General features: G+C 38.2%; 21 protein-coding genes, 3 tRNA genes and 1 pseudogene. 7 read left to right on the top strand and 18 right to left on the bottom strand.

Annotated features, from left to right (window positions below):
* Nucleotides 1–231 precede the first annotated feature (231 nt).
* The 8 genes from ODZ84_RS16030 to ODZ84_RS16065 all read right to left on the bottom strand — a co-directional run bounded on the left by ODZ84_RS16030 (nt 232) and on the right by ODZ84_RS16065 (nt 4,551).
* Nucleotides 232–1,437, bottom strand: coding sequence for an MFS transporter (locus tag ODZ84_RS16030; protein ID WP_266173430.1), 1,206 nt, complete (start codon nt 1,435–1,437; stop codon nt 232–234).
* Nucleotides 1,438–1,490: 53 nt separating this feature from the next.
* The gene (locus tag ODZ84_RS16035) at nt 1,491–2,144 is read right to left on the bottom strand and encodes a FadR/GntR family transcriptional regulator (protein WP_266173431.1); all 654 of its coding nucleotides are present in this window, start codon (nt 2,142–2,144) and stop codon (nt 1,491–1,493) included.
* An 85-nt stretch (nt 2,145–2,229) separates the two neighbouring features.
* Nucleotides 2,230–2,301 (bottom strand) — tRNA-Glu (locus tag ODZ84_RS16040).
* A 93-nt stretch (nt 2,302–2,394) separates the two neighbouring features.
* Nucleotides 2,395–2,466: transfer RNA gene (locus ODZ84_RS16045), tRNA-Glu, on the bottom strand.
* A gap of 11 nt (nt 2,467–2,477) precedes the next feature.
* Nucleotides 2,478–2,732: a 30S ribosomal protein S20 gene (gene rpsT, locus ODZ84_RS16050; protein ID WP_048510903.1), complete on the bottom strand. Its 255-nt coding sequence runs from the start codon at nt 2,730–2,732 to the stop codon at nt 2,478–2,480.
* Between the two features lie 67 nt (nt 2,733–2,799).
* Nucleotides 2,800–3,120, bottom strand: a complete 321-nt coding sequence (locus tag ODZ84_RS16055; protein ID WP_266173432.1) for a hypothetical protein — start codon at nt 3,118–3,120, stop codon at nt 2,800–2,802.
* 11 nt (nt 3,121–3,131) lie between these two features.
* A tRNA-Glu gene (locus ODZ84_RS16060) sits at nt 3,132–3,206 on the bottom strand.
* Between the two features lie 58 nt (nt 3,207–3,264).
* Nucleotides 3,265–4,551, bottom strand: coding sequence for an N-acetylmuramoyl-L-alanine amidase family protein (locus ODZ84_RS16065; RefSeq protein WP_266173433.1), 1,287 nt, complete (start codon nt 4,549–4,551; stop codon nt 3,265–3,267).
* A gap of 63 nt (nt 4,552–4,614) precedes the next feature.
* Between ODZ84_RS16065 and ODZ84_RS16070 the strand changes: the two genes are divergently transcribed.
* From ODZ84_RS16070 to ODZ84_RS16080, 3 genes are all read left to right on the top strand, one after another.
* Nucleotides 4,615–7,203 carry a putative LPS assembly protein LptD gene (locus ODZ84_RS16070; RefSeq protein ID WP_266173434.1) on the top strand — a complete coding sequence of 863 codons (2,589 nt, stop codon included), beginning with the start codon at nt 4,615–4,617 and terminating at the stop codon, nt 7,201–7,203.
* Nucleotides 7,204–7,342: 139 nt separating this feature from the next.
* The gene (locus ODZ84_RS16075) at nt 7,343–7,723 is read left to right on the top strand and encodes a RidA family protein (RefSeq protein WP_266173435.1); all 381 of its coding nucleotides are present in this window, start codon (nt 7,343–7,345) and stop codon (nt 7,721–7,723) included.
* Nucleotides 7,723–8,181 (top strand): hypothetical protein, encoded by a 459-nt coding sequence (locus ODZ84_RS16080; RefSeq protein WP_266173436.1) that lies wholly within the window; start codon nt 7,723–7,725, stop codon nt 8,179–8,181. Before ODZ84_RS16075 ends, ODZ84_RS16080 begins: the two co-directional genes overlap by 1 nt.
* A 61-nt stretch (nt 8,182–8,242) precedes the next feature.
* On the opposite strand, the gene ODZ84_RS16085 is transcribed toward ODZ84_RS16080, so the two are convergent.
* Nucleotides 8,243–9,778, bottom strand: coding sequence for a trypsin-like peptidase domain-containing protein (locus ODZ84_RS16085; RefSeq protein WP_266173437.1), 1,536 nt, complete (start codon nt 9,776–9,778; stop codon nt 8,243–8,245).
* A 504-nt stretch (nt 9,779–10,282) separates the two neighbouring features.
* On the opposite strand from ODZ84_RS16085, the gene trhO reads away from it, so the two are divergent.
* Nucleotides 10,283–11,665 (top strand): oxygen-dependent tRNA uridine(34) hydroxylase TrhO, encoded by a 1,383-nt coding sequence (trhO, locus tag ODZ84_RS16090; protein WP_266173438.1) that lies wholly within the window; start codon nt 10,283–10,285, stop codon nt 11,663–11,665.
* A gap of 35 nt (nt 11,666–11,700) precedes the next feature.
* Nucleotides 11,701–12,246: a 5-formyltetrahydrofolate cyclo-ligase gene (locus tag ODZ84_RS16095; RefSeq protein ID WP_266173439.1), complete on the top strand. Its 546-nt coding sequence runs from the start codon at nt 11,701–11,703 to the stop codon at nt 12,244–12,246.
* On the opposite strand, the gene ODZ84_RS16100 is transcribed toward ODZ84_RS16095, so the two are convergent.
* Together ODZ84_RS16100 and ODZ84_RS16105 are read right to left on the bottom strand one after the other, a co-directional pair.
* Nucleotides 12,195–12,785 carry a hypothetical protein gene (locus tag ODZ84_RS16100; protein WP_266173440.1) on the bottom strand — a complete coding sequence of 197 codons (591 nt, stop codon included), beginning with the start codon at nt 12,783–12,785 and terminating at the stop codon, nt 12,195–12,197. The two genes, ODZ84_RS16095 and ODZ84_RS16100, sit on opposite strands and share 52 nt — an antisense overlap.
* Nucleotides 12,766–13,932: a hypothetical protein gene (locus tag ODZ84_RS16105; RefSeq protein WP_266173441.1), complete on the bottom strand. Its 1,167-nt coding sequence runs from the start codon at nt 13,930–13,932 to the stop codon at nt 12,766–12,768. Before ODZ84_RS16105 ends, ODZ84_RS16100 begins: the two co-directional genes overlap by 20 nt.
* Nucleotides 13,933–14,113: 181 nt before the next feature.
* Here ODZ84_RS16105 and ODZ84_RS16110 point away from each other — a divergent pair, with 181 nt between their 5' ends.
* Complete coding sequence (locus ODZ84_RS16110) at nt 14,114–14,443, top strand: hypothetical protein (RefSeq protein WP_266173442.1); 330 nt, start codon at nt 14,114–14,116, stop codon at nt 14,441–14,443.
* 96 nt (nt 14,444–14,539) lie between these two features.
* On the opposite strand, the gene ODZ84_RS16115 is transcribed toward ODZ84_RS16110, so the two are convergent.
* The 7 genes and pseudogenes from ODZ84_RS16115 to ODZ84_RS16145 all read right to left on the bottom strand — a co-directional run bounded on the left by ODZ84_RS16115 (nt 14,540) and on the right by ODZ84_RS16145 (nt 20,640).
* The gene (locus ODZ84_RS16115; protein ID WP_266173443.1) at nt 14,540–15,307 is read right to left on the bottom strand and encodes a TrmH family RNA methyltransferase; all 768 of its coding nucleotides are present in this window, start codon (nt 15,305–15,307) and stop codon (nt 14,540–14,542) included.
* A gap of 86 nt (nt 15,308–15,393) precedes the next feature.
* Complete coding sequence (gene rmuC, locus ODZ84_RS16120; protein ID WP_408612348.1) at nt 15,394–16,902, bottom strand: DNA recombination protein RmuC; 1,509 nt, start codon at nt 16,900–16,902, stop codon at nt 15,394–15,396.
* A 273-nt stretch (nt 16,903–17,175) separates the two neighbouring features.
* Complete coding sequence (locus ODZ84_RS16125; protein ID WP_266173445.1) at nt 17,176–17,433, bottom strand: hypothetical protein; 258 nt, start codon at nt 17,431–17,433, stop codon at nt 17,176–17,178.
* A gap of 148 nt (nt 17,434–17,581) precedes the next feature.
* Nucleotides 17,582–17,953 (bottom strand): helix-turn-helix transcriptional regulator, encoded by a 372-nt coding sequence (locus ODZ84_RS16130; RefSeq protein WP_266173446.1) that lies wholly within the window; start codon nt 17,951–17,953, stop codon nt 17,582–17,584.
* 121 nt (nt 17,954–18,074) lie between these two features.
* Nucleotides 18,075–18,677: a hypothetical protein gene (locus ODZ84_RS16135; RefSeq protein ID WP_266173447.1), complete on the bottom strand. Its 603-nt coding sequence runs from the start codon at nt 18,675–18,677 to the stop codon at nt 18,075–18,077.
* Between the two features lie 224 nt (nt 18,678–18,901).
* A pseudogene (pncB, locus tag ODZ84_RS16140) lies at nt 18,902–20,079 on the bottom strand (nicotinate phosphoribosyltransferase).
* A gap of 84 nt (nt 20,080–20,163) precedes the next feature.
* The gene (locus ODZ84_RS16145) at nt 20,164–20,640 is read right to left on the bottom strand and encodes a Dps family protein (protein WP_266173448.1); all 477 of its coding nucleotides are present in this window, start codon (nt 20,638–20,640) and stop codon (nt 20,164–20,166) included.
* Between the two features lie 621 nt (nt 20,641–21,261).
* On the opposite strand from ODZ84_RS16145, the gene ODZ84_RS16150 reads away from it, so the two are divergent.
* On the top strand, nt 21,262–22,776 hold the full coding sequence (locus ODZ84_RS16150; protein WP_266173449.1) for a hypothetical protein: 1,515 nt from the start codon (nt 21,262–21,264) through the stop codon (nt 22,774–22,776).
* The last annotated feature ends 113 nt before the right edge of the window (nt 22,777–22,889 follow it).

Here is a 22,889-nt window from a genome sequence, read left to right on the forward strand (position 1 = left end):
TCGTTTAACTACAAAATATTTGAGTGCAACAGCATCGTTGGCGGCCAGAAATCCTTTAGACTTTTTCAGCGCAGAATAAATAACTTATACAGGCTTCATTAGAAGCACAGTGCCAGCGTAAACTCTCTTCTTATAATCGAATATTAATTCGAACCCTTTACTGTAAAAAGTAAAGGGTTTTTTTATGCAGATCGGTTTTATTGAGCAAGTGATATTACCGCCGGTAAATAACTATTTCTTACTTCCCTTAATATTGGGAAGTAGCGCGGTGATCACACCCATAAGCGGTAAAAATGCACAGATCTTAAAAACGTATTCGATACTGGTATCATCAGCAACTGCCCCTAACACAGCGGAACCTATTCCGCCCATTCCGAACATAAAACCAAAAAATAATCCTGCTACCAAACCGATCTTATCAGGCATCAGATCTGTCGCATAAACAAGAATTGCAGAAAAAGCCGATGCGATGATTAAGCCTATGATCACAGCAAAGACAATCGTCCATACCAATGAAAGATAAGGAAGACAAAGCGTAAATGGTGCTGCTCCCAGGATAGAAACCCAGATGATCTTTTTACGTCCGTATTTATCGCCCAGCTTCCCTCCCAGGATGGTTCCGACAGCTACGGCAGCGAGAAACATAAATAAATACAGCTGAGAATCTTTAACGGAGATATGAAACTTATCAATCAGGAAAAACGTGAAATAATTCGTCATCGAAGCCAGGTAAATATATTTTGAAAATACCAGCGCCAGTAAAATAGTGATAGAAAACAAAACTTTTTTTCTTGATAATTGAATATTCAGCACCAGATCATGATGTTTGGTTGTCTTTTTAACGGATAATCTATCAGCGTACCAGTTACCGATTCTCCAGAGGAGAATGATTCCTATAAATGCTGCAATCGCAAATAATCCCACATATCCCTGACCTAACGGAAGAACAATAAGGGCAACCAACAGGGGACCGATGGCGCTTCCGGAATTTCCTCCGACCTGAAAGATAGACTGTGCCAGGCCTTTCTGTCCTCCGGAGGCCATCTGCGCGACTCTGGAGGCTTCGGGATGAAAAACGGAAGATCCCATTCCGATCAGCCCTACCGCGATCAGGATTACATAATATTGGTGGGCGGCCGCCAGAAGTAATAAGCCAGCCATCGACAATGCCATTCCTATAGCTAAAGACCGCGGATTTGGTTTTTTGTCCGTATAAATTCCGACAAATGGCTGAAGGATAGAAGCCGTAAGCTGAAATACCAGTGTAATAATTCCAATCTGTGCAAATGAAAGGCTGAATTCTCCTTTCAGAATAGGATAGAGGGAAGGAATTGTAGACTGGATCAGATCATTCAGAAAATGTGAAAAACTGATCATGAATAAAATGGGATAAACAATTTTTGACGTATCGACTGTTTTTACCGTGGTATTTTCCATAGAATAATATTTTAAATCATCATATCATCTGATGAATTTTGTTAAATTTTTAGTTAATAGATTCTGTCAACGATTTGTTGAGCTATGAATTCAGCTTTTTCAGAATCTTTATTGACAATTGAATGATAAAGTTCGGTATGTATATTTTGAGAAATTTTAAAAGGTTCTGTATCGGTATGAGAGCTTTCAAACGATCTCATGATATGCTTGCTCGCAACGATGAAGATTTCTTTAAGTAAGGTATTACCACAGGCCTCCGCTATAGCTACATGGAAATTAATATCTGCCTCATAGCATTCTGTTATTCTGTTTTCTTCTGCCAGTGTATTCCTGAGATCAAGATACATCTTCATTATTTCCAGATCCTTCTCAGTGCGATGCATAGCGGCTTTGGCAGCGATCTTCGAATCTAAAAGAGATCTCACTTCAAATACCTCTTCAATCTGAGCCTTATCCATTTGCGATTCCAGAGATTCCCGGATATTTTTTGAAACAATAAATGTTCCCACACCCTGTTGAACACTTAAAATCCCCTTAATGGATAAAATTTTTATAGCCTCACGAATACTTGATCTCCCGACACCATACAGCTGCATCAATTCCGGTTCAGTAGGCAGCTTTGTTCCCACCATGAATTGGTCGGTGAGTATACCCTCCGTTAATCTTTCTGCTACCTCCTGTGCTAATGTACGTTTCTGAATCTGCATAATGATAACATCATATCATCTGCTGAATGGCAAAGATAAGAATTTTAAAACAAAAAAAGAGACTTTAAAAAATAAAGTCTCTTTGTAGCCCGTAGGGGAATCGAACCCCTCTTACCAGAATGAAAATCTGAGGTCCTAACCGATAGACGAACGGGCCATCTACCAAACTGTATTGCTACAGGGTTAGTATTTTGTTTTTATAAGTTTCAACTCTTATCCCAAACACCCGGTTAGCAGTGTTTAAGTTTTGTAGCCCGTAGGGGAATCGAACCCCTCTTACCAGAATGAAAATCTGAGGTCCTAACCGATAGACGAACGGGCCAACTATACTTATTAAGCTAGTTTGTTAACGTGCTTAGTTAATTTACTTTTTAAGTTAGCTGCTTTGTTTTTGTGGATAATATTTTTCTTAGCTAATTTATCCAACAAAGAGATTACTTTTGGCAACTGCTCAGCAGCTGCAGCTTTGTCTTCTTCATTTCTTAATACTTTCAAAGCCGTTCTTGCAGTCTTGTGATAGTATCTGTTACGAACTTTTCTAACTTCGTTTTGTCTGATTCTCTTAAGTGCTGATTTATGATTTGCCATATCGTTCAAATGTGAGTGCAAAAGTATAGACTTTTTTTTTATCTACCAAATTTATCTTTAAAAATTTTTAATTTTCTTCTGATAAATATTTTTTAAGCTTATCTATTGCTTGTTCTATTTTTAAATTTTCTTGTTCCTTATCTATTTTTCTGATTGTGCTTGTCAGCATAATCAATGCATTGTTCCATTCTCCGGTAGTATTGGTGAAGGTAAGTCCGTCAATCGTTACTTCAAAAGCGACCCTTTCTCCCGTCCTGTAAAGTCTGAAACTAATTTTATCATCCCTGCCTGCAATCCCGTCTTCATTGATTTTTAAATCATAACTTTTTGGGTTAGAGTGGATTTTCTTAAAAAGCAATTGTGCTTCTTGAATTTTTAAATCCGGCATGATATCAAATTTGGTAGCCTATAGGAGAATCGAACTCCTGTTGCAAGGATGAAAACCTTGAGTCCTAACCACTAGACGAATAGGCCAAATTTTGAGGTTGCAAAAGTAATGATTAACTTTTTAACTTCAAAATATTTTTTTTAATTATTTATACACTTTCTGAATGATCGTATTCTTAATTCCTTTAGCCTCAATGCCTTTTTGGGCTTTAACGGCATCTTCCAAAGTGTAAAATTTTCCATAGGTATAATAGAAAACTCCGTTTTCCTTGGTTCTTTCCACCTCTTTCAGCGTCTGCATAATGAAAGAATTGCCGTTCAGTTTGTCTCCAACATACAGCTCGATGGTATAATATCCGGCACTCAGTTTCTGATTAGGCATAAACCCTACCGCATATGCATTTCTGAATCCGGCGTCCTTCGCAGTTCTGATATTAATATCTCTTACAGAAGCAAGATTGGTCACTCCGTAATAGTATTTGTACTGTCCGTTCTCTTTAATCGGAAGGATGTAATTTAAGCCCTTTAAAGCGGGGTCTCCGTCATTATATTTCGTCGGGGAACTTAATAGTAAAATTCTGAAGTCATTTTTAAGAGCTACTTCTGCTAATTTATCCGGTTCCGGCTTTTTAGTAACTACGGGACCTCCTGATCTTCTGTCGATGGCTTTTTTATAGTCGATAATGGCCTGATAGATACTCTCAGCGATTTCGGTCTGGCCTCTGTCTGAAGCAAGGTAATGACTTTCTTCCGGATGATTGATGAATCCTGCCTCAATTAATACCGACGGCATCGCATTCATACGGAGAACGTGTAGGTTTTTCTGAAAAACACCTCTTGAGAACCTTTTGTCTTTATTTACAAAATTGCCCTCTACTAAACCTCCCAAAAGTAAACTTGATTCAAGATATTTACTTTGCTGAAGCTTCAGCGCAATCAGAGATTCAGGAGAACTTGCATCATATGACCCAAAAATCTGCTTATCTTTTTCGTCAAGAAAGATCACATCATTCTCTCTTTTGGCTACTTCCAGGTTCGTATCATTCTGATCTGGCCCCTGTACATAAGTTTCTGTTCCGTAGGCTGTGTTTCTTACAGCAGAATTACAGTGAATGGATACGAAAAGGTCCGCTTTACTTCTGTTGGCCAGATTGGTACGGTCCGAAAGCGAAGGATATTCATCAATCTTCCGGGTGTAAATAACTTTAAAATCTTTGTTTTTCTCAAGCATAGCGCCCACTTTCAGGGTGATGGCAAGCGTAACGTCTTTTTCGGCAATTCTTCCGATATCTGAATACGTTCTGTTTGCTCCGTGATCACTTCCCCCGTGTCCGGCGTCTAAAACTAATGTAAATTTCTTCTGGGAAAAAATAAAGTTGCTTGAAAGAATTAAGAGAAATGATAAAATTATTTTAAAATTTAGTTTGTGCATCTTACAGTTTTAAAAATTATACTAATTTTGGGCCTTAATTGTATATAATAAATATAATAAAAATTGGACAAAACCGTCTTCAAAAATATATTACAAATTTTAATTATCCTAATTTTTAACAATTTTTTAGCACAAAAAAATCCTGGAAAATTGCCTGAAAATGCGGTTAATGATACTATCCCCAAGAGGGATACCGTTGTAATTAAAAAGGAACCTTTAGAAGATATTCTGCAGACAAAAGCGGATAATATCCGCAGAGATTTCCCGAAAAAAATGATTTATCTGAACAAAAATGCTCAGGTAAAGTACCAGGATATGCAGATAGATGCAGATTATATTTCTATTGACGAACAGAAAAATATGATGTTCGCCCGCGGAAAACAGGATTCTCTGGGTAAGATTATCGAACCGGTAGTGACCACGCAGGCCGGGAAAAAATATGAAACCGATCAGTTCCAGTATAATACCAAAACAAGACAGGCTACTGCCTTCAATGCCCGTACGGAAGAGAGCGAAGGAGTGATTGTGGCTGAAAAGACGAAGAAATACAGCGATTCCGTCTTTGCCATGAGAAATGCCCTGTACACAACGGATGACTATTTCATAAAGAAAAAGGATACCGCGGCCGATTACCATATGTTGGCTTCCAATATCAAATTAATTAAAACGAAAAATAAATCTCAGATCATTACCGGTCCCATCCAGATGTATATTGAGCGGGTTCCGACCCCGCTGATTATGCCCTTTGCCATTTTACCGTTTTCAGATAAAAGATCAGCAGGAATTCTGATCCCGAGTTTTGGAGAACGACAGGATGTAGGGTTCTTTCTAAACGGGATAGGATATTATCAGCCTATCGGAGATCATTTCGATCTTAAGGTGCTTGCAGATATTTATACCAAAGGAAGCTGGAACTTAAGACCTGAAATGAATTATGCGAAGAAATACAGGTACTCCGGGAATTTTTCCGCAGACGTAGGAACGATGGTGCGGGGGATTAAAGGTTTGGATGATTATAATAAAAACAGCACGTACAGAATTGCCTGGAGACATACCCAGGATACAAAAGCAAATCCTTTCCTTAATTTTACGGCGTCTGTGGATATTGTAAGTACAAAGTTTTATAATAATACCTTGAATAATAACTATATTCTGAATCAGAATGTACTGAATACACAACAGAATTCGACGGTTACCATCACAAAAAGATTTCTGAAGCTGCCTATGACGATTACGGGAACAACCTCGTATTCACAGAACTTTGCGACCGGATTGTCAGATCTTCGTTTGCCACAGATGAATATTGCCATCAATCAGTTTTATCTGTTCAGATCCAAAACCGGAGTTAGATCAGGATTACTGGAGAATATTACAGTAAATACGGGAATCAACTTAACCAACTTTGTTCAAACCGATGAAGGCGAGCTTTTCACAAAGGCCATGTGGGATAAGATGCAGACCGGTCTGAAAAATAATATTGCGTTAGGTACAAATACCACGGTGGCGAAATATTTCACTTTCAGTTTGGGAGCCACTATTGATAATGCTTTAACAACAAAAACAGTTGACAAATTTTATAATCCCGTTACCGATAAGGTCGTAACAGAAACCGATAAAGGTATTGCCGGATATTCTACTTTTTCCACTACAGCAAGTCTTCAGACAACCCTCTACGGAATGTTGAAATTTAAAAAAGGCTCAGCGGTGGAAGCCATCAGGCATATGATGACCCCAAGTATCGGATTTACTTATTCTCCTGATTTTGGAGGTGCCGGATTCGGATACTATAAAAACTATTATGATGCCAATGGTGCTTTAACGCCTTATTCCATTTTTGACGGCGGTATTGTGGGAACTCCTACCAGCGGAATGGTAGGAGCCTTAAATTTTAATATCGGAAACAATATTGAAATGAAGGTAAAATCTAAAAGTGATTCTACAGGCGTGAAAAAAGTAAAGATTTTTGAATCCCTGAACCTTTCCGGAAACTACAACTTTGCGGCAAAGGACCATCCATGGTCTATTCTTACCATCAATGGGCAGTCCTCATTTTTTGATAACAAATTAAGTGTCAATACAAGCCTGTCTCTGGATCCCTATAAAACTATTTATATTCCGGGACAGGATGCCGGAATCAGGACGGAGGATTTTGGAAGCTTCAGCATACAGGGGTTTAACGTACAGTTATCTTATCCTTTAAGCAACGAAATTTTCGGTAAAAAGGAGGACTACGCTAAAAAATACGATACCAAAGGGGAAATCAGGAATGAAAATTATTATTTTGATAATGATAATTATGCCCACTTTGATCAGGCATGGACCCTGAATATCAACGCCAACTATGCTTATACAAAAAGTACAGCGTCAAGAACTCCGACAAGACTGGCTTCGATAGGTCTGGACGGAAGTCTTAAGCTTACCCCTTACTGGAATATCAACGGAAGTACCCATTACGATATGGTGACCAAAGAACTGGCATACACCAGGATCGGTTTCTCGAGGGATCAGCGAAGTTTCACCATTAATTTTAACTGGGTTCCTTTCGGACAGTATAAAGTATATGATTTCTTTATCGGGATTAAAGCCAATATCTTAAGCGATGCATTAAAGTATAAAGACAGAAGTTTTACACAACCTAACGCACCTTTCTAATATTGGAGTGAAATTTGCAAATATAAATTTTATATTTGCACCCAAAATAAATTCTGGTGAAATCACGGTAATGAATTTTATGATTGTAAAATACAGTAGCTGATGATTCCATATGACCATAGAAAATAAATATCCATATATGAAACAAATAATCAACACAGTGAACGCTCCTGCAGCAATAGGACCTTATTCTCAGGCAAACATGGCTAACGGAGTATTGTATATTTCCGGTCAGATTCCTGTAGATCCTGCAACCGGCAAACTAGTAGAAGGAATTGAAAAGGAAACGCATCAGGTAATGAAAAATCTTGAAGCTATTCTTACAGAAGCAGGAATGACTTTTAAAAATGTTGTAAAAGCTACGATCTTCCTTAAAAGTATGGATGATTTTGCAGTGATGAATGATATTTATGCTTCTTATCTGGACGCAGAGAGTTTTCCGGCCCGTGAAACGGTACAGGTTTCCTGTCTGCCTAAAAATGTTGATATCGAAATTTCTATGATCGCACATCAGGATTAATGAATTTTCTTAGAAATACAATTGCGGTTATTGTTGGGCTTGCTATTGCAGGGCTTACTATTACTCTTGGCATAAGAGTGTTTCCGCAATGGGTCACTTTCGAAGCTTTTGCTCCTTTTGAGCATTGGCAAAAATTCCTGTTCAGCATGCAGGATGATGGAGCCTTTTTTGGTTTCCTGCTGTTTATTTCCGGTTTGGGAACAACAATCGGAGGGGTGGCGACAGCAATTATTGTGAAGTACGCAAAAGTAGCCTATGCGATCCTTATCGGTTTTATCATGCTTTTTATAGCCATGCTGGATGTGATTGTCTTTCCTTATCATCCGACGTTTTATAAAATTTCTATTTTTCTTACCTTTTTTCCTTTCTCGTGGATCGGCGGTAAGATCGTTGAAGTTATTTATGAACGGAAAAAGAAAAAGAAGATCGCTGATAAGATGAATCATCAGTCCAAATAAAAAAACGCTGCAAAGATCTGCAGCGTTTTTCATTGATATGAAGAAATGTTTAGTTTAATGATTAAGGCATTTTAAATCCTTTGGTATAAATTCTTCCGTACTCATCCACAAATTTTACCTGTACGTTTCCGGAATACTTTTCAAGTATCTTTTCTACATCCTTTTGCGAATTCACAGGCTTTCCGTTGATTTCTATCACGATGTAGTTATCCACCACCCCGATTTTAGCCATTTCGCTTCCCTCTGATACATTTTTGGCAACAACACCGCTGTTCAGTCCATAGTCGGTCTTAAAACGGTCGCTTAACGGTTCAAAATCTGCACCGATCTTCTCACCTACACTCAGGTCAGCTTTGGTTCTCGTAGAGGTTCCGCCTTTCTGGTCTTTTAAAGTAACGGTCGTGGTATTTTCCTTGCCGTTTCTTAGATACGTAACTGCCACCTTATCTCCCGGACGCTTGCTTCCGATAGCGATCGATAGATCGGCAAAATCGGTTACAGGAGTAGCGTCTATCTTAGTGATCACATCTCCTTTGCTTAGGCCTGCGTCCTGAGCACCGCTGCTGTCACCAAAGCCTGTAATGTAAACTCCGGAACCGGATTTGATATTGGTTTTAAACTGTCTGTTATAAGCTGCTATTTGCTGGTCGTCAGAAAGATCAAGAGAAGTTACTCCTAAGAATCCTCTCTGTACAATACCGAATTTCTTAATATCTTCCACAATTTTTCTTGCCAGATTGGCAGGAACAGCAAATCCGTAACCCTGATAATATCCTGTGGTCGACTGAATTGCAGAATTGATACCGATAAGATCACCATTGGTGTTCACAAGTGCTCCTCCGGAGTTCCCCGGATTAATGGCCGCATCGGTCTGGATGAAACTCTCTATAGGATTAGCTGCTTTTCCCTGAGATCCCAAGATCCCGATACCTCTGCCTTTGGCTGAAATAATCCCTGCAGTCACGGTAGAGTTTAGCCCAAGCGGGTTTCCTACTGCCAATGCCCATTGTCCCACTTCTATATTGTCTGAGTTGGCAAAATTTAAATAAGGAAGACCTTTCTCTTCGATCTTCAGCAATGAGATGTCTGTGTTCGGGTCAGTTCCCACCAGGGTTGCGATGTAAGATTTTTTATTGCTTAAAACAACTTCAAGTTTGCTGGCTCCGGCTACAACATGGTTGTTTGAAATTATGTAACCGTCTGGAGAAATGATTACCCCTGATCCCATACCGGAAGGCATATTATCCGGTGCCTGCTGTTGTTTCGGTCTCTGCTGGTTTCTTCCGCCACCAAAAGGATCTCCGAAAAAGAAATCAAACAGATCCTGCTCTGAAGCCCGGCCGCCGCCGCCAGCTCTGTTCTGGTAATTTTTAATGGTTACCACAGCAGGAACTGTTGTTTTGGCTGCTTTTACGAAATCATCTCCTACGGCTGCGGAATTCATTCCTGCAAACGAAACATTAGACGATTTTGTAAAATAAGACTGGTCCCCGTTATCAGAGGTATGATCGAAATATTGTAATGCTCCAACGGTAGTGGCTCCTGACATAACGCCTACTACTGCAAAGGGTAATAGTTTTTTTAAAGTACTCTTCATTGTATATCTTCTTTATTTATATTATAATTATCGTTCTACGGTAAACAAATTTAATGCTAAATAGGTATGCAATTAGTATGCAATGTTTCAATTTTAACTAAAATTTAACAGGAATAGCAATAATTCATATATTTTGTCATAATTGTTAAAAAGCCAGTTAACTAAACTTAAAAATTTATTAAAAGGGATGTGACAAAATGTAAGAAATATGTGACAAAAGTATAGATCAAAATTATGATCTTCAAAAACTGGATGGGCGTAGTAGGTATAAGACCGATAAAGTAGCAAGAATTAATCTGGTATAAGTATGACATTTTTTCTGATAATATTTGGCATTCACTTAAAGCATTACCATTGCACGAGGATCTGAAAATTGCCGTCTCTGCTGTGAAAATTACAGAATCCAAAAAAGTAGTACCAGATGATTCTTACACACCCTATCGGTCAGATTAAAGGAATTTATTATCTTTGCAGAAATATTTTCTCACTTAAAACGTTTATAGCATGCAACTGTATAACACCTTAAGCGCAGAAGAAAGAGCTCAGCTTATTGATGAAGCCGGTAAAGAACGTCTTACATTATCTTTCTATGCGTATGCCAAAATTGAAGATCCCAAAAAATTTCGCGACGACTTATTTATAGCCTGGAATGCACTGGATGCGTTAGGCCGTATCTATGTAGCTCATGAAGGAATTAATGCTCAGATGAGTGTGCCGGCAGATCAATTCGAAGCATTTCGTGATACGCTGGAAGTTTACGAATTTATGCGGGGCATCCGTTTAAATGTTGCCGTTGAGCAGGATAATCATTCATTTTTGAAACTAACGATAAAAGTAAGACCTAAGATTGTGGCCGATGGTCTGAATGACGAAACTTTTGACGTTACCAATAAAGGAATTCATTTAAAAGCAAAGGAATTCAATACCCTGCTCGAAGATCCCAATACCATTGTGGTGGATTTCAGAAATCACTATGAAAGCGAAGTAGGGCATTTTGAAGGGGCCATCACTCCCGATGTGGAAAATTTCAGAGAAAGTCTCCCGATCATCAACGAACAGTTACAGGATTTTAAAGAAGATAAAAATCTTTTGATGTACTGTACGGGCGGGATTCGTTGCGAAAAAGCCAGTGCTTATTTTAAACATCAGGGTTTTAAGAATGTTTTCCAGCTGGAAGGCGGAATTATCGAATACACGCGCCAGATCAAAGAGGAAAATATCGAAAGTAAATTTATTGGTAAAAATTTCGTTTTTGATCACCGTCTGGGAGAAAGAATTACGGATGATATTATTTCACAGTGTCACCAGTGTGGCAAGCCATGCGATAATCATACAAATTGTGCCAATGATGCCTGTCATTTGTTATTTATCCAATGTGACGACTGTAAGGCAGCGATGGAGAATACCTGTTCTCCGGAGTGTCTCGAAACCATTCACTTGCCTTGGGAAGAGCAGGTAGCGTTAAGAAAAGGTTTACAGGTTGGAAATAAAATATTCAGAAAAGGGAAATCCGAAGCTCTGAAATTCAAAAATTCCGGCCATTTATCTACTCAGCCTTTAGCAAAAGCTGCCCCAAATCCTGAGACCAAAAATATCCGCCAGAAAATAAAAGTAAAGAAGACCTTGATAGGAAAGGCCGAACATTATTATTCAAAATCAAAAATTGCACAGTTTTTAATTGAAAATAGTGAGCTTTCCGTAGGAGACCAGATACTCATTTCCGGACCGACAACCGGGGAGCAGGAAGTTACCGTTACGGAGATTTATGCTAACGGAGGTCCCTGCACAACGGCGAAAGCTGGTGATCAGATCACTTTTGAGCTTCCGTTCAGAGTCCGTTTATCAGACAAATTGTATAAAATAATAACCTCTTCAGAAAACGCGTAATACTTATGCTGAAAGCTGAACTCAGAAAAAAATATATGCAAAAAAGAAAAGCCTTGTCTTCTGATGAGGCTTTCTTGTTATCTGAAAATATTTTTAAAAATTTTGTTGATTATTTCAAGCCTTTACCCGGCCAGAGGGTGCATATATTTATTCCGATTGAAAAGTTTAAAGAAGTAAATACCAAAATTTTTATTGATTATTTCCTGAGCAGGAATATCCACATTTTTGTGCCAAAAATTGTAGATGCAAAACTCATCTCTGTGGAGATTTCCGAAAGTACTGCATTCGAAACCAGCCCGTGGGGAATTTCAGAACCTGTCTCTGATACAGATTCCGGAATCCTGAATTTCGATTTTGTGATAACCCCATTACTTTACTGTGACCATAGCGGAAACCGGGTAGGGTATGGAAAAGGCTTTTACGATGATTTTTTTGAGACTATTCCGGAGAAGTCAAAAAAAATCGGAGTTAATTATTTTAACCCCGATGAAAATATCGATGATATACGGGAAAATGATATTCCTTTGGACTATTTGGTTACGCCTGCGCGGACGCTGTCTTTTGGTTTGGGTGTGGAATAAAAGTCCAGGAAATAAAATTTAAACTCTTTCTTAAACTTTATCGGTGCCGATACTAAAATGTATTGTGCATTTCTCTCGAATATTCCCAGAGATTTATTTTTATCGTCAAAATATTCCACACTGAATCTGGCAAAATCCAGGGTATCCTGCTGATAAAAGTCCTTATAAACTTCAAGACTGTTTACCTTGGCGGTCTTCACTTTCATACTGTCCATTTCCTGAAACAGCTTCTTAAAGGTCAGGCTGTCCGGTTTATGAAAATAGCCCTTCATTTGAGAATAGATCACGGTGTCGATCTCAGTATTTCTGTTTCCTGAAAGATAAAGTGTCGATAGATCCAGAAGTTCCTGCACCTTCTGCTTGGTAATAAAGTTAATGACCTGTGCACTGTCCATCTGTACCGCAGGATATGTTTTATTGGTATTGTTGCTGTTCCGTAATTTATCCAGATCACTCGGTTCTGTTTTTTTATTGTTACAGGCAACAACAGCCAGTATCAGGAGGGTAAAAGCTAGGAAATTATTTATTTTTTTCATCATTGCTGGCAATTTTAAATTTAATGGATACTATTTTTCCCTTGTCTTTTTTCATTTCGATCACGCTGAGATTTTTTAGAGAGGTGGTAGGGGTGGTTACTAAAGTGATGTACTTCTGTTTGTCTAAAGTTTCTATACCGAAAGTTTCATTGTCATACACCTGATAAATGGTGGCGTCGTTGCTGATCAGATTCTCAAGCTGTTTTCTTTTCTGCTTTATCAGAGCGATCTGTTCTTCGGGATTACCTCCCTTAACGTCTTTTACTGAGAAATAATTAACAGCCATTTTGTAGTCATCGGGCTTTAATTCCAGTATCTCTTCGTCGGGAGCGTTTTCCAGGCTCCGGTTTACTTCCAGATATTCATAGAACGGAGCACGGATCTTCATTTTCAGGACTTTGTCTTTTGTCGAATAATAAAAACATTCTCCAGGTTTAATCCGGTAGGTAATAGGCGACTCATTTGCTTTGATTACCTGAATTTCCAGAGTATTGATCACAGCAGTGCCTCTGTCTGCATCCCGGAAACAATAGGTATAAGTCTGAGAAAAAATTTCATCTTTAAATCCTAATAATCCTGTGATGACAATAAGGACCGAAGTAACGATAGCCCACGCATTCTTTTTAAAGAAATTTTTCTTCGGTTTCAGCGATTCCGTTTCGGTATCTGGAATTTTTCTAATTATCTGATTATCAGATATTGATTTTTGTAAATCGGTAATTTCCGGGGTTTTTGTTTCTTCTTTTGAAGAAGGAATTTCAGTTTTTGGAAGGTCAGGTGCGGCAGACACGGTCTGTTCCAGTTCCTGAATAACTTCCGGAGCTGTTTCCTCGTCATCCTGTAAGAGTTCACCCGCAAAGAGATGCTGTTTCTTAAATTCATACCATGAATCGTATCCCGCATAAATACTCAGAAGATTGAGCATGTCAATCCTTGGTAATTTTGTTACCGGTGAGTTTTTAAAGTAAGTATAGAAGGATTTTTCGCTGATGTTCCCTTTGGCTTTTTTACGGAGATCTTCCTGAAAGTATATGATATCGATACCCTTCCATTTCGAAATATCATCATAGGAAGGGGAATATTCTTTTAAATATTGAGCCTGAACTTCTTTTTTCAGCTGCTCAAAATGCAATAGATCTAAATCTGTCAATTTTAAAATATAATTAAATTGTTGATTTTCAGTATCGTTCTTTTGTAAAACAATTTTACAAAGGTATTACAATTATTTTTCCAAAACAAATTTTCTATCTGCTCTACCTTTGTCTTGTTCAAATAACGGAACAGAATAAAATTTTATAAAACAATATTAACAAAATTAAATTTAATTTATTATGAAAAAGTCATTATTCGTAGCTGCTATCGCTGCAATCTCTCTAGTTGCTTGTAAAAAAGGAGAAACTACTACTACTGAAGGTAACGCTGATTCTTCTGCTGCTGTTGCTACTGATTCTGCTGCTACTGTAGTTGATTCTGCTGCTAAAGTTGTTGATTCTGCTGCTACTACTGCTGTAGATGCTACTAAAGATGCTGCTGCTGCTACTACTGCTGCTGGTGCTGATGCTGCTAAAGGAGCTGCTGCTGGTGCTGCTGACGCTGCTAAAGGTGCTGCTGATGCTGCTAAAGGTGCTGCTGATGCTGCTGCAGATGCTGCTAAGAAATAATTTTAGCTTACGCTTAAAAATAAAAAGAACCGTTTCACCCTGTGAGACGGTTTTTTTTGTGCTTTAAAAGTATCTGGATCTGTTTGGGACCGCGAATTATTGTTTCTTTTGCCGTAAGGCCTCATAGCAGGTAATGGCAACGGCATTGCTTAAATTCAGGGAGTCAATACTTCCGGACATGGGAATAAGCGTGTTTTTTCCTTTGCCAGCCCAGAAATTACTTAATCCCGAATGTTCGGTTCCGAATAATACCGCAGATCTTCTGGTAAAATCTCTTTTAAAGAGATCTTCTGAGCTGCCATCCATGATGGTCGTGTAAATACTGAAGTTATTTTTCTGCAAAAAATCCAGAGTCTGATGATTTTCGGCCTGAAAAACCTGCATTCCGAACAGGCAGCCTACACTGGAACGGATGACGTTGGGATTATAGAAGTCTGTTTTGCCATCGGAAACAATCAGGGCATCAATTCCGAAAGCTTCACAGCTTCTTAAAATAGCGCCCAGATTTCCCGGCTTTTCCACACCCTCCACAACAATGACCGTTGAGTTTTCCTTTGGCTTAAAGGTACTGAGGTCTGATTCTCTGGCTTTGTACACTCCGATAATCCCTTCGGAAGTTCCCCTGTATGCTATTTTTTCATAAACCTTATCACTTACATAATGTACCTTTACGGTCGGGAGTTCGCCTTTAAATATACTTTCGCAAATATAAAATTCTACGGGTTCAAAATGATAAGCCCGGGCTCTTTCGTTTTCCTGCTGTCCTTCCACGGCGAAAACGCCGGATTTTTTTCTGAATCGGTTGTCCGAAAGGAGTTTGGTGATGTTTTTTATCTTATCGTTCTGAAAACTTTCTATTAACATTCCGCAAAATTATGGAAAATTCAACTTTAATATATAAAAAAATGCAGCATCACTATGAAACTGCAGTTTTTTAATTTTTCCAATGATTATTCTTCCGGAACGTCCGGTAAAATATGGGCGGAATCAATGAGGCTTTGCGGAAGCTCTTTTTTGTTCTTTATTCCCAGTGATTTTAATTTCTGAGTCTGGGTAATCAGGTTGTCGTTCCCTGTAGAAAGTTGCTTATAAGCATCATGGTAGACATTTTTTGCCTGATCAAGATTTTTACCTACTTTTTCAAGATTCTCTATGAACCCTACGAATTTATCGTAAAGTTTTGCGCCTCTTTCCGCGATCTCCATAGAATTTCTGTTTTGGTATTCACGCTTCCACAGGTCGGCAATCAGTTTCAGAGAAGTGATCAGATTGCTGGGATTCAGTAAGAGGATTCTCCTGTCGTAAGCATAGTTCCAAAGGTTCTGGTCGGCCTGCATTGCTGCAATATAAGCCGGTTCGCTTGGGATGAACATCATGACGAAATCCAATGATTTACCATAATCATCATATGCTTTCTGGCTCAGCTGGGAAATATGGTTTTTTATGGAAGACAGATGTTGGTTTAGCTTGATCCGGTAGACATCCTGGTCTGTTTCATCCACCAATTCTGTAAAGGCCGTCAGAGAAACTTTGGAATCTATAATTACGTTTCTTTCGTCCGGATATTTTATAACCGCATCGGGGCGCATTTTTTTTCCTGAAAATTCCGAAAACAGCGCATTGTTATCCTCATCACGCAGTTCATGCTCGAGGAAATACTCTCTTCCCTTTACCAGACCTGATTTTTCAAGAATGCTTTCAAGGATCATCTCGCCCCAGTTTCCCTGGGTTTTGCTTTCTCCTTTCAGGGCCCGGGTCAGCTTTTTAGCATCTTCGGAAATCTGCTGGTTCAGCGCTGCCAGTTCTTTTACTTTTTCTGCGAGGGAAAAGCGTTCTTTGTTTTCCTTTTCGTAGGCTTCGTTTACCTTATTTTTTAAATCTGTAATTCTTTCCTGAAAAGGTTCTAAAATGGTCTTTAAATTATTCTGATTCAAAGTCGTGAATTTTTCCGTCTTTTCTTCAAGAATTTTATTGGCTAAGTTTTCAAACTGAAGTTTCGATTCTTCCTGCATTTTTGTGATCTCTGTTTTCTGAATTTCAAGAGACTGCTGTAAGCTCTCATTCATTGCAGACAGCTCTGCATTTTTGGCATATACCGTCTGTTTTTCCGTCTGCAGGAGTTCGATCTGGTTATCCTGTTTTAGCAGGAGGAGTTTCTGCTCCGAAAATTGCGACTGCAAAGAGGCATTCTCTGCGGATATTCTGGAAAACTCATTTTTAAGGTCATTAAAAAGATCAGATTGCAGCTCCCTGGCTTCTTTTTCCTGGTAAGCGGCCTGAACCAATTCCTGAATTTTCAGATTCGAATTTTCTAAATCGGCCTGCTTTCTTATGTGTACAGTATTCAGTTCATCATAAGAGCTCCTGGAAACCATTGATGATCTGAATGCGAAATAGGATATCAGTGCTCCGATAATTCCTCCGGCAATACATCCTAAAATTAAATATGTCATCTCCATATTTCAAAATTACAAAAACAACGGGTGATTTCTTTTATGGGAAACCGTAGTTTTTTTTGTGTCATCAGATTTTTTCATTGTTCCCTGTCAGGATTATGGGTCTGAAGTGAGATCTGATCTTTGATTTTAAATGATTTTTGATGAATTTCCTGGTGTAATTTAATTGTGGAAGTCGTGACTGTAATGTCGGTTCACCTTTTACAATTGTTTTTGACTCATATTATTAAAAAAGTGAGCCATTGGACTCACTGTAATGGCTGCTTTGCTGCCGGTTTATGGGATGGCAACCGGTCCCGGATCTATCGGTCCGATGGGTCCTGTGGGCTGGCAGAATCCTGTGGCGATCATGCAGGTGCCTCCCATGCAAATATAGCCGGTCATAGTCGTAGTGCCGTTCGGGCATTGGATCAGCGCTTCACCATAGCGACCGCATTCTCTGTCTGAATAACAGTCCAGGGCAGGGTACAAAGTTCCCCCGAATACCTCTTTCAGTTCTTCTCTTGAAAGCCTTGATACGTTCATTTTTTTCATGGAATTAATTTTTTTGGTGTTAAATTGTATGTGATTGACAATGAATGTCTAAGGTAATAAAAAAATCATTATGAAGGTGCATAATGATTTTGTTTTAAATTTTTCTGATCCGGTGATCCGGATGTTGTATCATTTAAGAGTTTCCGGATTATTTCTGGTTCTCTTTAAGTCTTTTTATTTCTTCTTCCAGCATGGCGATGTAATTCTGAAGACTGTCGATAACATTGTTTGGGATATTGTAATTATTATTAATATCCTTAAGACCACTATAGAAGCCTGAATTATCTCCTGAAGAATTATTTTCGTTGTTTATAATAATGGTTGCCTCTTCTTCCTCATAAATATCTTCCAACGGAACTTCCAGGAATTTTGCAATCTTGTTCCATTCGTCATGAATGATTTTTACACTGCCGCCCTCTTTCCTGCTGTAGTTGGAAACATCCGTCGCAATAATGTCGGCAATTTGCTGTTGGGTAAAGCCTTTCTGCTTTCTTACCCTGCGTAATTTTTCTTTTTCCATAATAGGTATTTTTTACAAAATTGGGAAATTTAATTTTATTATGGAGAATTTCCGGAAGTTTTTTTATAGCGGGATCTGCTTTTGCGCATCGTTCTTATTGTCTTTAAGTTTAATTATCATCCTAATGATTGTAAGCAGATAGTAAAAGGAAAAGATATAAAACATTTAAAACCGTTGCTATAAAAGTAGCAATGAATACCGCTAAATTATCTCTCGTTTTGTTCGTTAAAAATTTAATGATAAGATAATTGATAATATAAGCCGGAACAAGCAAAAAGAATTGAAATACAATCAGGGAATTGACCAGAAGAATCAGGGAAAGCATGATGATCGTGCTTGCCAATGAAGCAATCAGGCTTCCTATGAGACTTCTTATGATCGTTTCTGCGTCCACTTTTAAGTTTTCAGTTACAAAGTGGATATCTGCATATTTTTTTTCTACAAGACTATCTATCTCTTTAGTAGATAAAATTTCAGAATGTAATAATGCAGCAACTTCCTGTTTTGAAGACTTATTTAAATAGTGCCGGTGGATTTCTCTGATGATCCTGTTGCGCTCATCCAATACTGATTTCTGATGATCGATTTTTCTGATGAAATCATCCAGTGATCCTCTTTTCGAGATTTCTTCCAGAAGCTCATGGCTGGGCTTACCCTGATAATCTGTTTGGTTTCTGTACGATTCAATCAGATCATCTTCAGAAAATTTACTGTAAAAACTCATAGAGTGGTGGTCTTTTGAGATTTCTTTATATACTTTAAACCGCGAGTGATGTCGTGGGTCTTACCCGAACAATAATGATAACGGATCCTCCGGGATGGCACCGGAGAATCTGTTATATTGACATTTCTGTCTTTTAAGTTAAAATAACCTTTACTTTATAACGGTGATATCTTCAAGAGATGAGGACATTCTAAACCTTCATATAGGAATATGAGATCAGAAGTCTAATCTTTTATTCTCAGAAATTCTTTTGCCAGTTCTATCATTTTAGGATCTCCGGTATATTTTCCGTGTTCATCTGAAAGTTTTACGGTTGGGATCCATTCTCCGTTAGGAGCCTGTACGCCGATTAATTTCATCACGATATTCATGGGTTTTAACCCGACGTCGTTGGTAAGGTTAGTGCCGATTCCGAAAGATATTCCTATTTTTCCGCTGCAGTAGTTGGTAATTTCTTCTACTTTTTCCAGATTTAAACCATCAGAGAAAATAATGTATTTGAATAACGGGTTGATTCCGTTGTTCTGATAATGGGCAATGGTCTTGTCTGCGAACTCCAGGGGATCGCCACTGTCGTGACGTACCCCGTCAAACAGTTTCGCAAATTTCTTGTCAAACTGCTGGAAAAATACATCGGTCGTATAGGTGTCGGAAAGGGCTACTCCGAGATCACCTCTGTAGACATCTACCCAATGTTCCAGGGCTAATTCATTGGCCATTTTGAAGCCGTATTCTGCTGCATGGAACATAAACCATTCATGGGCGTGGGTTCCGATAGGTTTTACCCCGTACTTCATGGCAAAATGTACATTCGAACTGCCGATAAAGGTTGATTCATTCTTTTGGGTCAAAGCTTCCATGACCAGGTTCTGGACTTTATGAGAGTGTCTTCTCCTCGTTCCGAATTCTGCGAAATTAACGCCTAACTTTGCTAAAGCATCTGCTTTTTCAATGGTTTTGCTCATGACCACCTCGTTAGAATCCCTCTCCATATGATTCATTTCGTAATGAAGCTCACTGATTAAGGCTAACAATGGCACTTCCCAAAGGATCGTCCTGTACCAGAGTCCTTCAACCACGACACTCAGTTCCGTTCCTTGCTGATGAATCTTTACTTCCGAAGGGTCATAATGGTAGCCTTCCAGAAAGTCCAGATAGGGAAGATCGATATAGGGGCAGGTTCTGGCCATATATTTTTTTCATCCTTGGTCAGTTTCAGTTCGGCCATTTTGTTGACGGCTTCCCGTAATGCTACATCAAAATCTTCCGGAAACTGATGTTTTCCCCTGTTGATAAATTCGTATTTTACCACAGAGCCCGGAAATAATTTTACCACGGCATTCTGCATGGTTATTTTGTAGAAATCGTTATCCAGTATAGAATTTAATCTGACGTTGTGCATAATTGTGTAATTTATACGCAAATATAATCATTAAAAATAAAATCACCTAAATGTAAGGTGACTTTTTGAATATTTGCGGATCTTTTATTTTCCAAGATAAGAATTGTACATCCAGACCTCTTTTTCCTGTTCGGTGATATAATCGCTCATCTGGGAGTTGGTTCCTTCATCTCCGGCTTCAGCGGTAATGTCCAAAAGCTCTCTCTGAAGATCGATCACTACTTTAAATGAGTTTAAAATGATTTCTACACTTCTGTTTCCATCAGATACTTCTTTGCTTTCCTGGATTGTGGAAACTTTTAAATAGTCCGAATAGTTGTGCGCAGGCGTGGCTCCCAAGGTGAGAATTCTTTCTGCGATTTCGTCGATCTTTAATACTAAACTGTTGTAAAGTTCTTCGAACTTAGGGTGAAGCGTAAAAAACTGATCTCCTTTGATATTCCAGTGGGAACCTCTAGTGTTCTGGTAAAATACGGAGTAATTTGCTAACAGAACATTTAATTTGTCTGCAATTTCTTTGCATTTGTGTTCCTGTAAGCCAATTATGTTGGAATTTTTCATAATTTATTTATTTTAGACGTAAATGTACGAAATATCGTGCCGAAATTCTGATAATTTAATAGATGATAACTATAGTAGAATTTTTTAAAATAATATTTAATCTTTTGCAGATTGTACTGATTGCAAAGATTTTACATTAGTAATTATAAATGATCTTCTGGTAAAAAAATCGGCGCAATCTGCTAAATCAGCGTGAGGAAAGTATCAGCATTCTTGTTTTCTGACTATTTAGTTTCTCGCAGATTGTGCATAGTGCGCAGATATTAAATGTAATCAATTATAAAAGATCCTCCGGTATGAAAATCTGCGTAATCTCCTGGATCGGCCTGAAAAGGTAGCATTTTTTTAATCTGCTGATTTTGCAGATAACGCAGATTATAAATTGGGTTATTTGTAAAAGCCTACTGTAAAAAATCTGCGTGATCTGCGTGATCTGTGCGAAAGAAATTACTTTCTTATTATCTCCTGCCAATTATGTATTGATTAAATATCTCCCTGATTTAATCTAAATAATATGCCTGTTAAAAAATCTTTCCTTATTATTGTCGCGATATGAAAAGTTTATTAATTACCTGTGGTTTGTTTTTCGGGATCTGCATCCTATATATAATAATGATGCTTATGAAAACTGACTTCTTTTTTACGTATACCCTGGACGATGCTTATATTCATCTGGCCATGGCAAAAAATTTTGCGTTACATAAGATCTGGGGAATGACACCTTATGCTTTTTCGTCTTCTTCATCTTCGCCACTGTTCACATTTATATTAAGTATACTGATCTTTATTTTTGGGAACAATGAGCTGATTCCTTTGGTCTTTAATCTCACAATGGCTTTTTTTGCGATTTGTTTTCTCAATCAATATTATACCCGGTATTTTGAGAACGAGCATCATGTTATTATTGCCAATCTATTCACCCTGTTTTTTGCGGTGGCCCATCTGCAGGTCATGGCAGGAATGGAGCATGTATTACAGCTGGCCGTTATCATTGTTAATATTTATTTCTTTCAGAACTGGATCCGTTCAGATTTTAAAAATTCGGAATCTTCTTACTGGTTTTATTTTACCCTTGCATTATCGGGTTTGATACGGTTTGAGAGTATGTTTTATTTTGTATCGCTGGCCTTTGTCTTCTGCTGTATCAGAAAATTTAAATATGCGCTCTTTACCTTATTCTGGGGATTTCTGCCGATTCTGGTATTCGGGTATTTTAATGAGCAGCATTCGGGTTATTTTTTTCCGAACTCAGTGGTTGTCAAAGGGACATCATTCGATCTGACGGGACATTATCTTTCTCAGATAAAATTCGTGGTTGTTGATAAAGTGCTTTTCAATGTCACCTTTTACAAGGTAGGGCTTTTCCCTCTTCTTATAGCTGCTGTTTTCATGTATAAGGACTACCGTAAAAAATATAGTTTCCATCGTCTGGTCGTCAATAATTTTCTGCTTACCGTATGGTGTCTTACGTTGGTTCTCCATGCCTGTTTTGGGAATTTCCGCGGTTTTTTCCGTTATGAAGCTTATATACTGGTCGCATTTTCAATGGTTTTAATTCCCAGGTTAAAAGGTTTCTTCGTAAATCCTTTACCTGAGTTTAAAAAAAATAAGGTTTTTGCTGTTTTGGTTCTCTGTAATATCTTTCTGATGTTTTATAAATCGGGATATGCCCACTTGATGATGATCAACGGGAGTCGCAATATATATGAACAGCAGGTGCAGTCGGCCAGATTTTTAAAGAAATATTATAATACCTCGAAAGTGGTGGCTAATGATATCGGGGCCATCTGCTATTTTTCGGATATTCATCTGTTCGATATTGCAGGACTGGGTTCTAAGGAAATGATTCCGTTTAATGAAAAAGGAAAGATTTTTGATCAGCAATTTGAAAACTTCCTGACCCAGTATACTGTTGATCATCAATATGACCTGGCCATTGTTTATGAAGAGTGGTTAGGTGGTCACGTTCCTGAAAACTGGAAAAAAGTGGCTGTTCTGCAAATTAATAACAATACAAATGCGGCCCTGGACCATGTCACGATTTATGCTATAGACCATATGATTTATGATCAGCTTAAAGAGAATGTAAAAAACTTTAAGTGGAATAAGCATGTTAAGGTAAATATTATTCAATAGGAGTGGAAGTCATGGCGTTAAGTATCCATTAAATAAACCTGGGGAAAATTATTATTTCTTTATAACTGCTTGTGGATTAAAAAAATATTAGTATTTTTGCACCCTAAAATAAA

The sequence above is a fragment of the Chryseobacterium fluminis genome (genome assembly GCF_026314945.1).
Lineage (GTDB): Bacteria > Bacteroidota > Bacteroidia > Flavobacteriales > Weeksellaceae > Chryseobacterium > Chryseobacterium fluminis.

What these genes read in the sequence shown, in the direction of transcription:
- ODZ84_RS16030 (WP_266173430.1), bottom strand. Translation starts at nt 1,437, where the DNA reads ATGGAAAATACCACGGTAAAAACAGTCGATACGTCAAAAATTGTTTAT.
- ODZ84_RS16035 (WP_266173431.1), bottom strand. Translation starts at nt 2,144, where the DNA reads ATGCAGATTCAGAAACGTACATTAGCACAGGAGGTAGCAGAAAGATTA.
- rpsT (WP_048510903.1), bottom strand. Translation starts at nt 2,732, where the DNA reads ATGGCAAATCATAAATCAGCACTTAAGAGAATCAGACAAAACGAAGTT.
- ODZ84_RS16055 (WP_266173432.1), bottom strand. Translation starts at nt 3,120, where the DNA reads ATGCCGGATTTAAAAATTCAAGAAGCACAATTGCTTTTTAAGAAAATC.
- ODZ84_RS16065 (WP_266173433.1), bottom strand. Translation starts at nt 4,551, where the DNA reads ATGCACAAACTAAATTTTAAAATAATTTTATCATTTCTCTTAATTCTT.
- ODZ84_RS16075 (WP_266173435.1), top strand. Translation starts at nt 7,343, where the DNA reads ATGAAACAAATAATCAACACAGTGAACGCTCCTGCAGCAATAGGACCT.
- ODZ84_RS16080 (WP_266173436.1), top strand. Translation starts at nt 7,723, where the DNA reads ATGAATTTTCTTAGAAATACAATTGCGGTTATTGTTGGGCTTGCTATT.
- ODZ84_RS16085 (WP_266173437.1), bottom strand. Translation starts at nt 9,778, where the DNA reads ATGAAGAGTACTTTAAAAAAACTATTACCCTTTGCAGTAGTAGGCGTT.
- trhO (WP_266173438.1), top strand. Translation starts at nt 10,283, where the DNA reads ATGCAACTGTATAACACCTTAAGCGCAGAAGAAAGAGCTCAGCTTATT.
- ODZ84_RS16095 (WP_266173439.1), top strand. Translation starts at nt 11,701, where the DNA reads ATGCAAAAAAGAAAAGCCTTGTCTTCTGATGAGGCTTTCTTGTTATCT.
- ODZ84_RS16100 (WP_266173440.1), bottom strand. Translation starts at nt 12,785, where the DNA reads ATGATGAAAAAAATAAATAATTTCCTAGCTTTTACCCTCCTGATACTG.
- ODZ84_RS16110 (WP_266173442.1), top strand. Translation starts at nt 14,114, where the DNA reads ATGAAAAAGTCATTATTCGTAGCTGCTATCGCTGCAATCTCTCTAGTT.
- ODZ84_RS16115 (WP_266173443.1), bottom strand. Translation starts at nt 15,307, where the DNA reads ATGTTAATAGAAAGTTTTCAGAACGATAAGATAAAAAACATCACCAAA.
- rmuC (WP_408612348.1), bottom strand. Translation starts at nt 16,902, where the DNA reads ATGGAGATGACATATTTAATTTTAGGATGTATTGCCGGAGGAATTATC.
- ODZ84_RS16125 (WP_266173445.1), bottom strand. Translation starts at nt 17,433, where the DNA reads ATGAAAAAAATGAACGTATCAAGGCTTTCAAGAGAAGAACTGAAAGAG.
- ODZ84_RS16130 (WP_266173446.1), bottom strand. Translation starts at nt 17,953, where the DNA reads ATGGAAAAAGAAAAATTACGCAGGGTAAGAAAGCAGAAAGGCTTTACC.
- ODZ84_RS16135 (WP_266173447.1), bottom strand. Translation starts at nt 18,677, where the DNA reads ATGAGTTTTTACAGTAAATTTTCTGAAGATGATCTGATTGAATCGTAC.
- ODZ84_RS16145 (WP_266173448.1), bottom strand. Translation starts at nt 20,640, where the DNA reads ATGAAAAATTCCAACATAATTGGCTTACAGGAACACAAATGCAAAGAA.
- ODZ84_RS16150 (WP_266173449.1), top strand. Translation starts at nt 21,262, where the DNA reads ATGAAAACTGACTTCTTTTTTACGTATACCCTGGACGATGCTTATATT.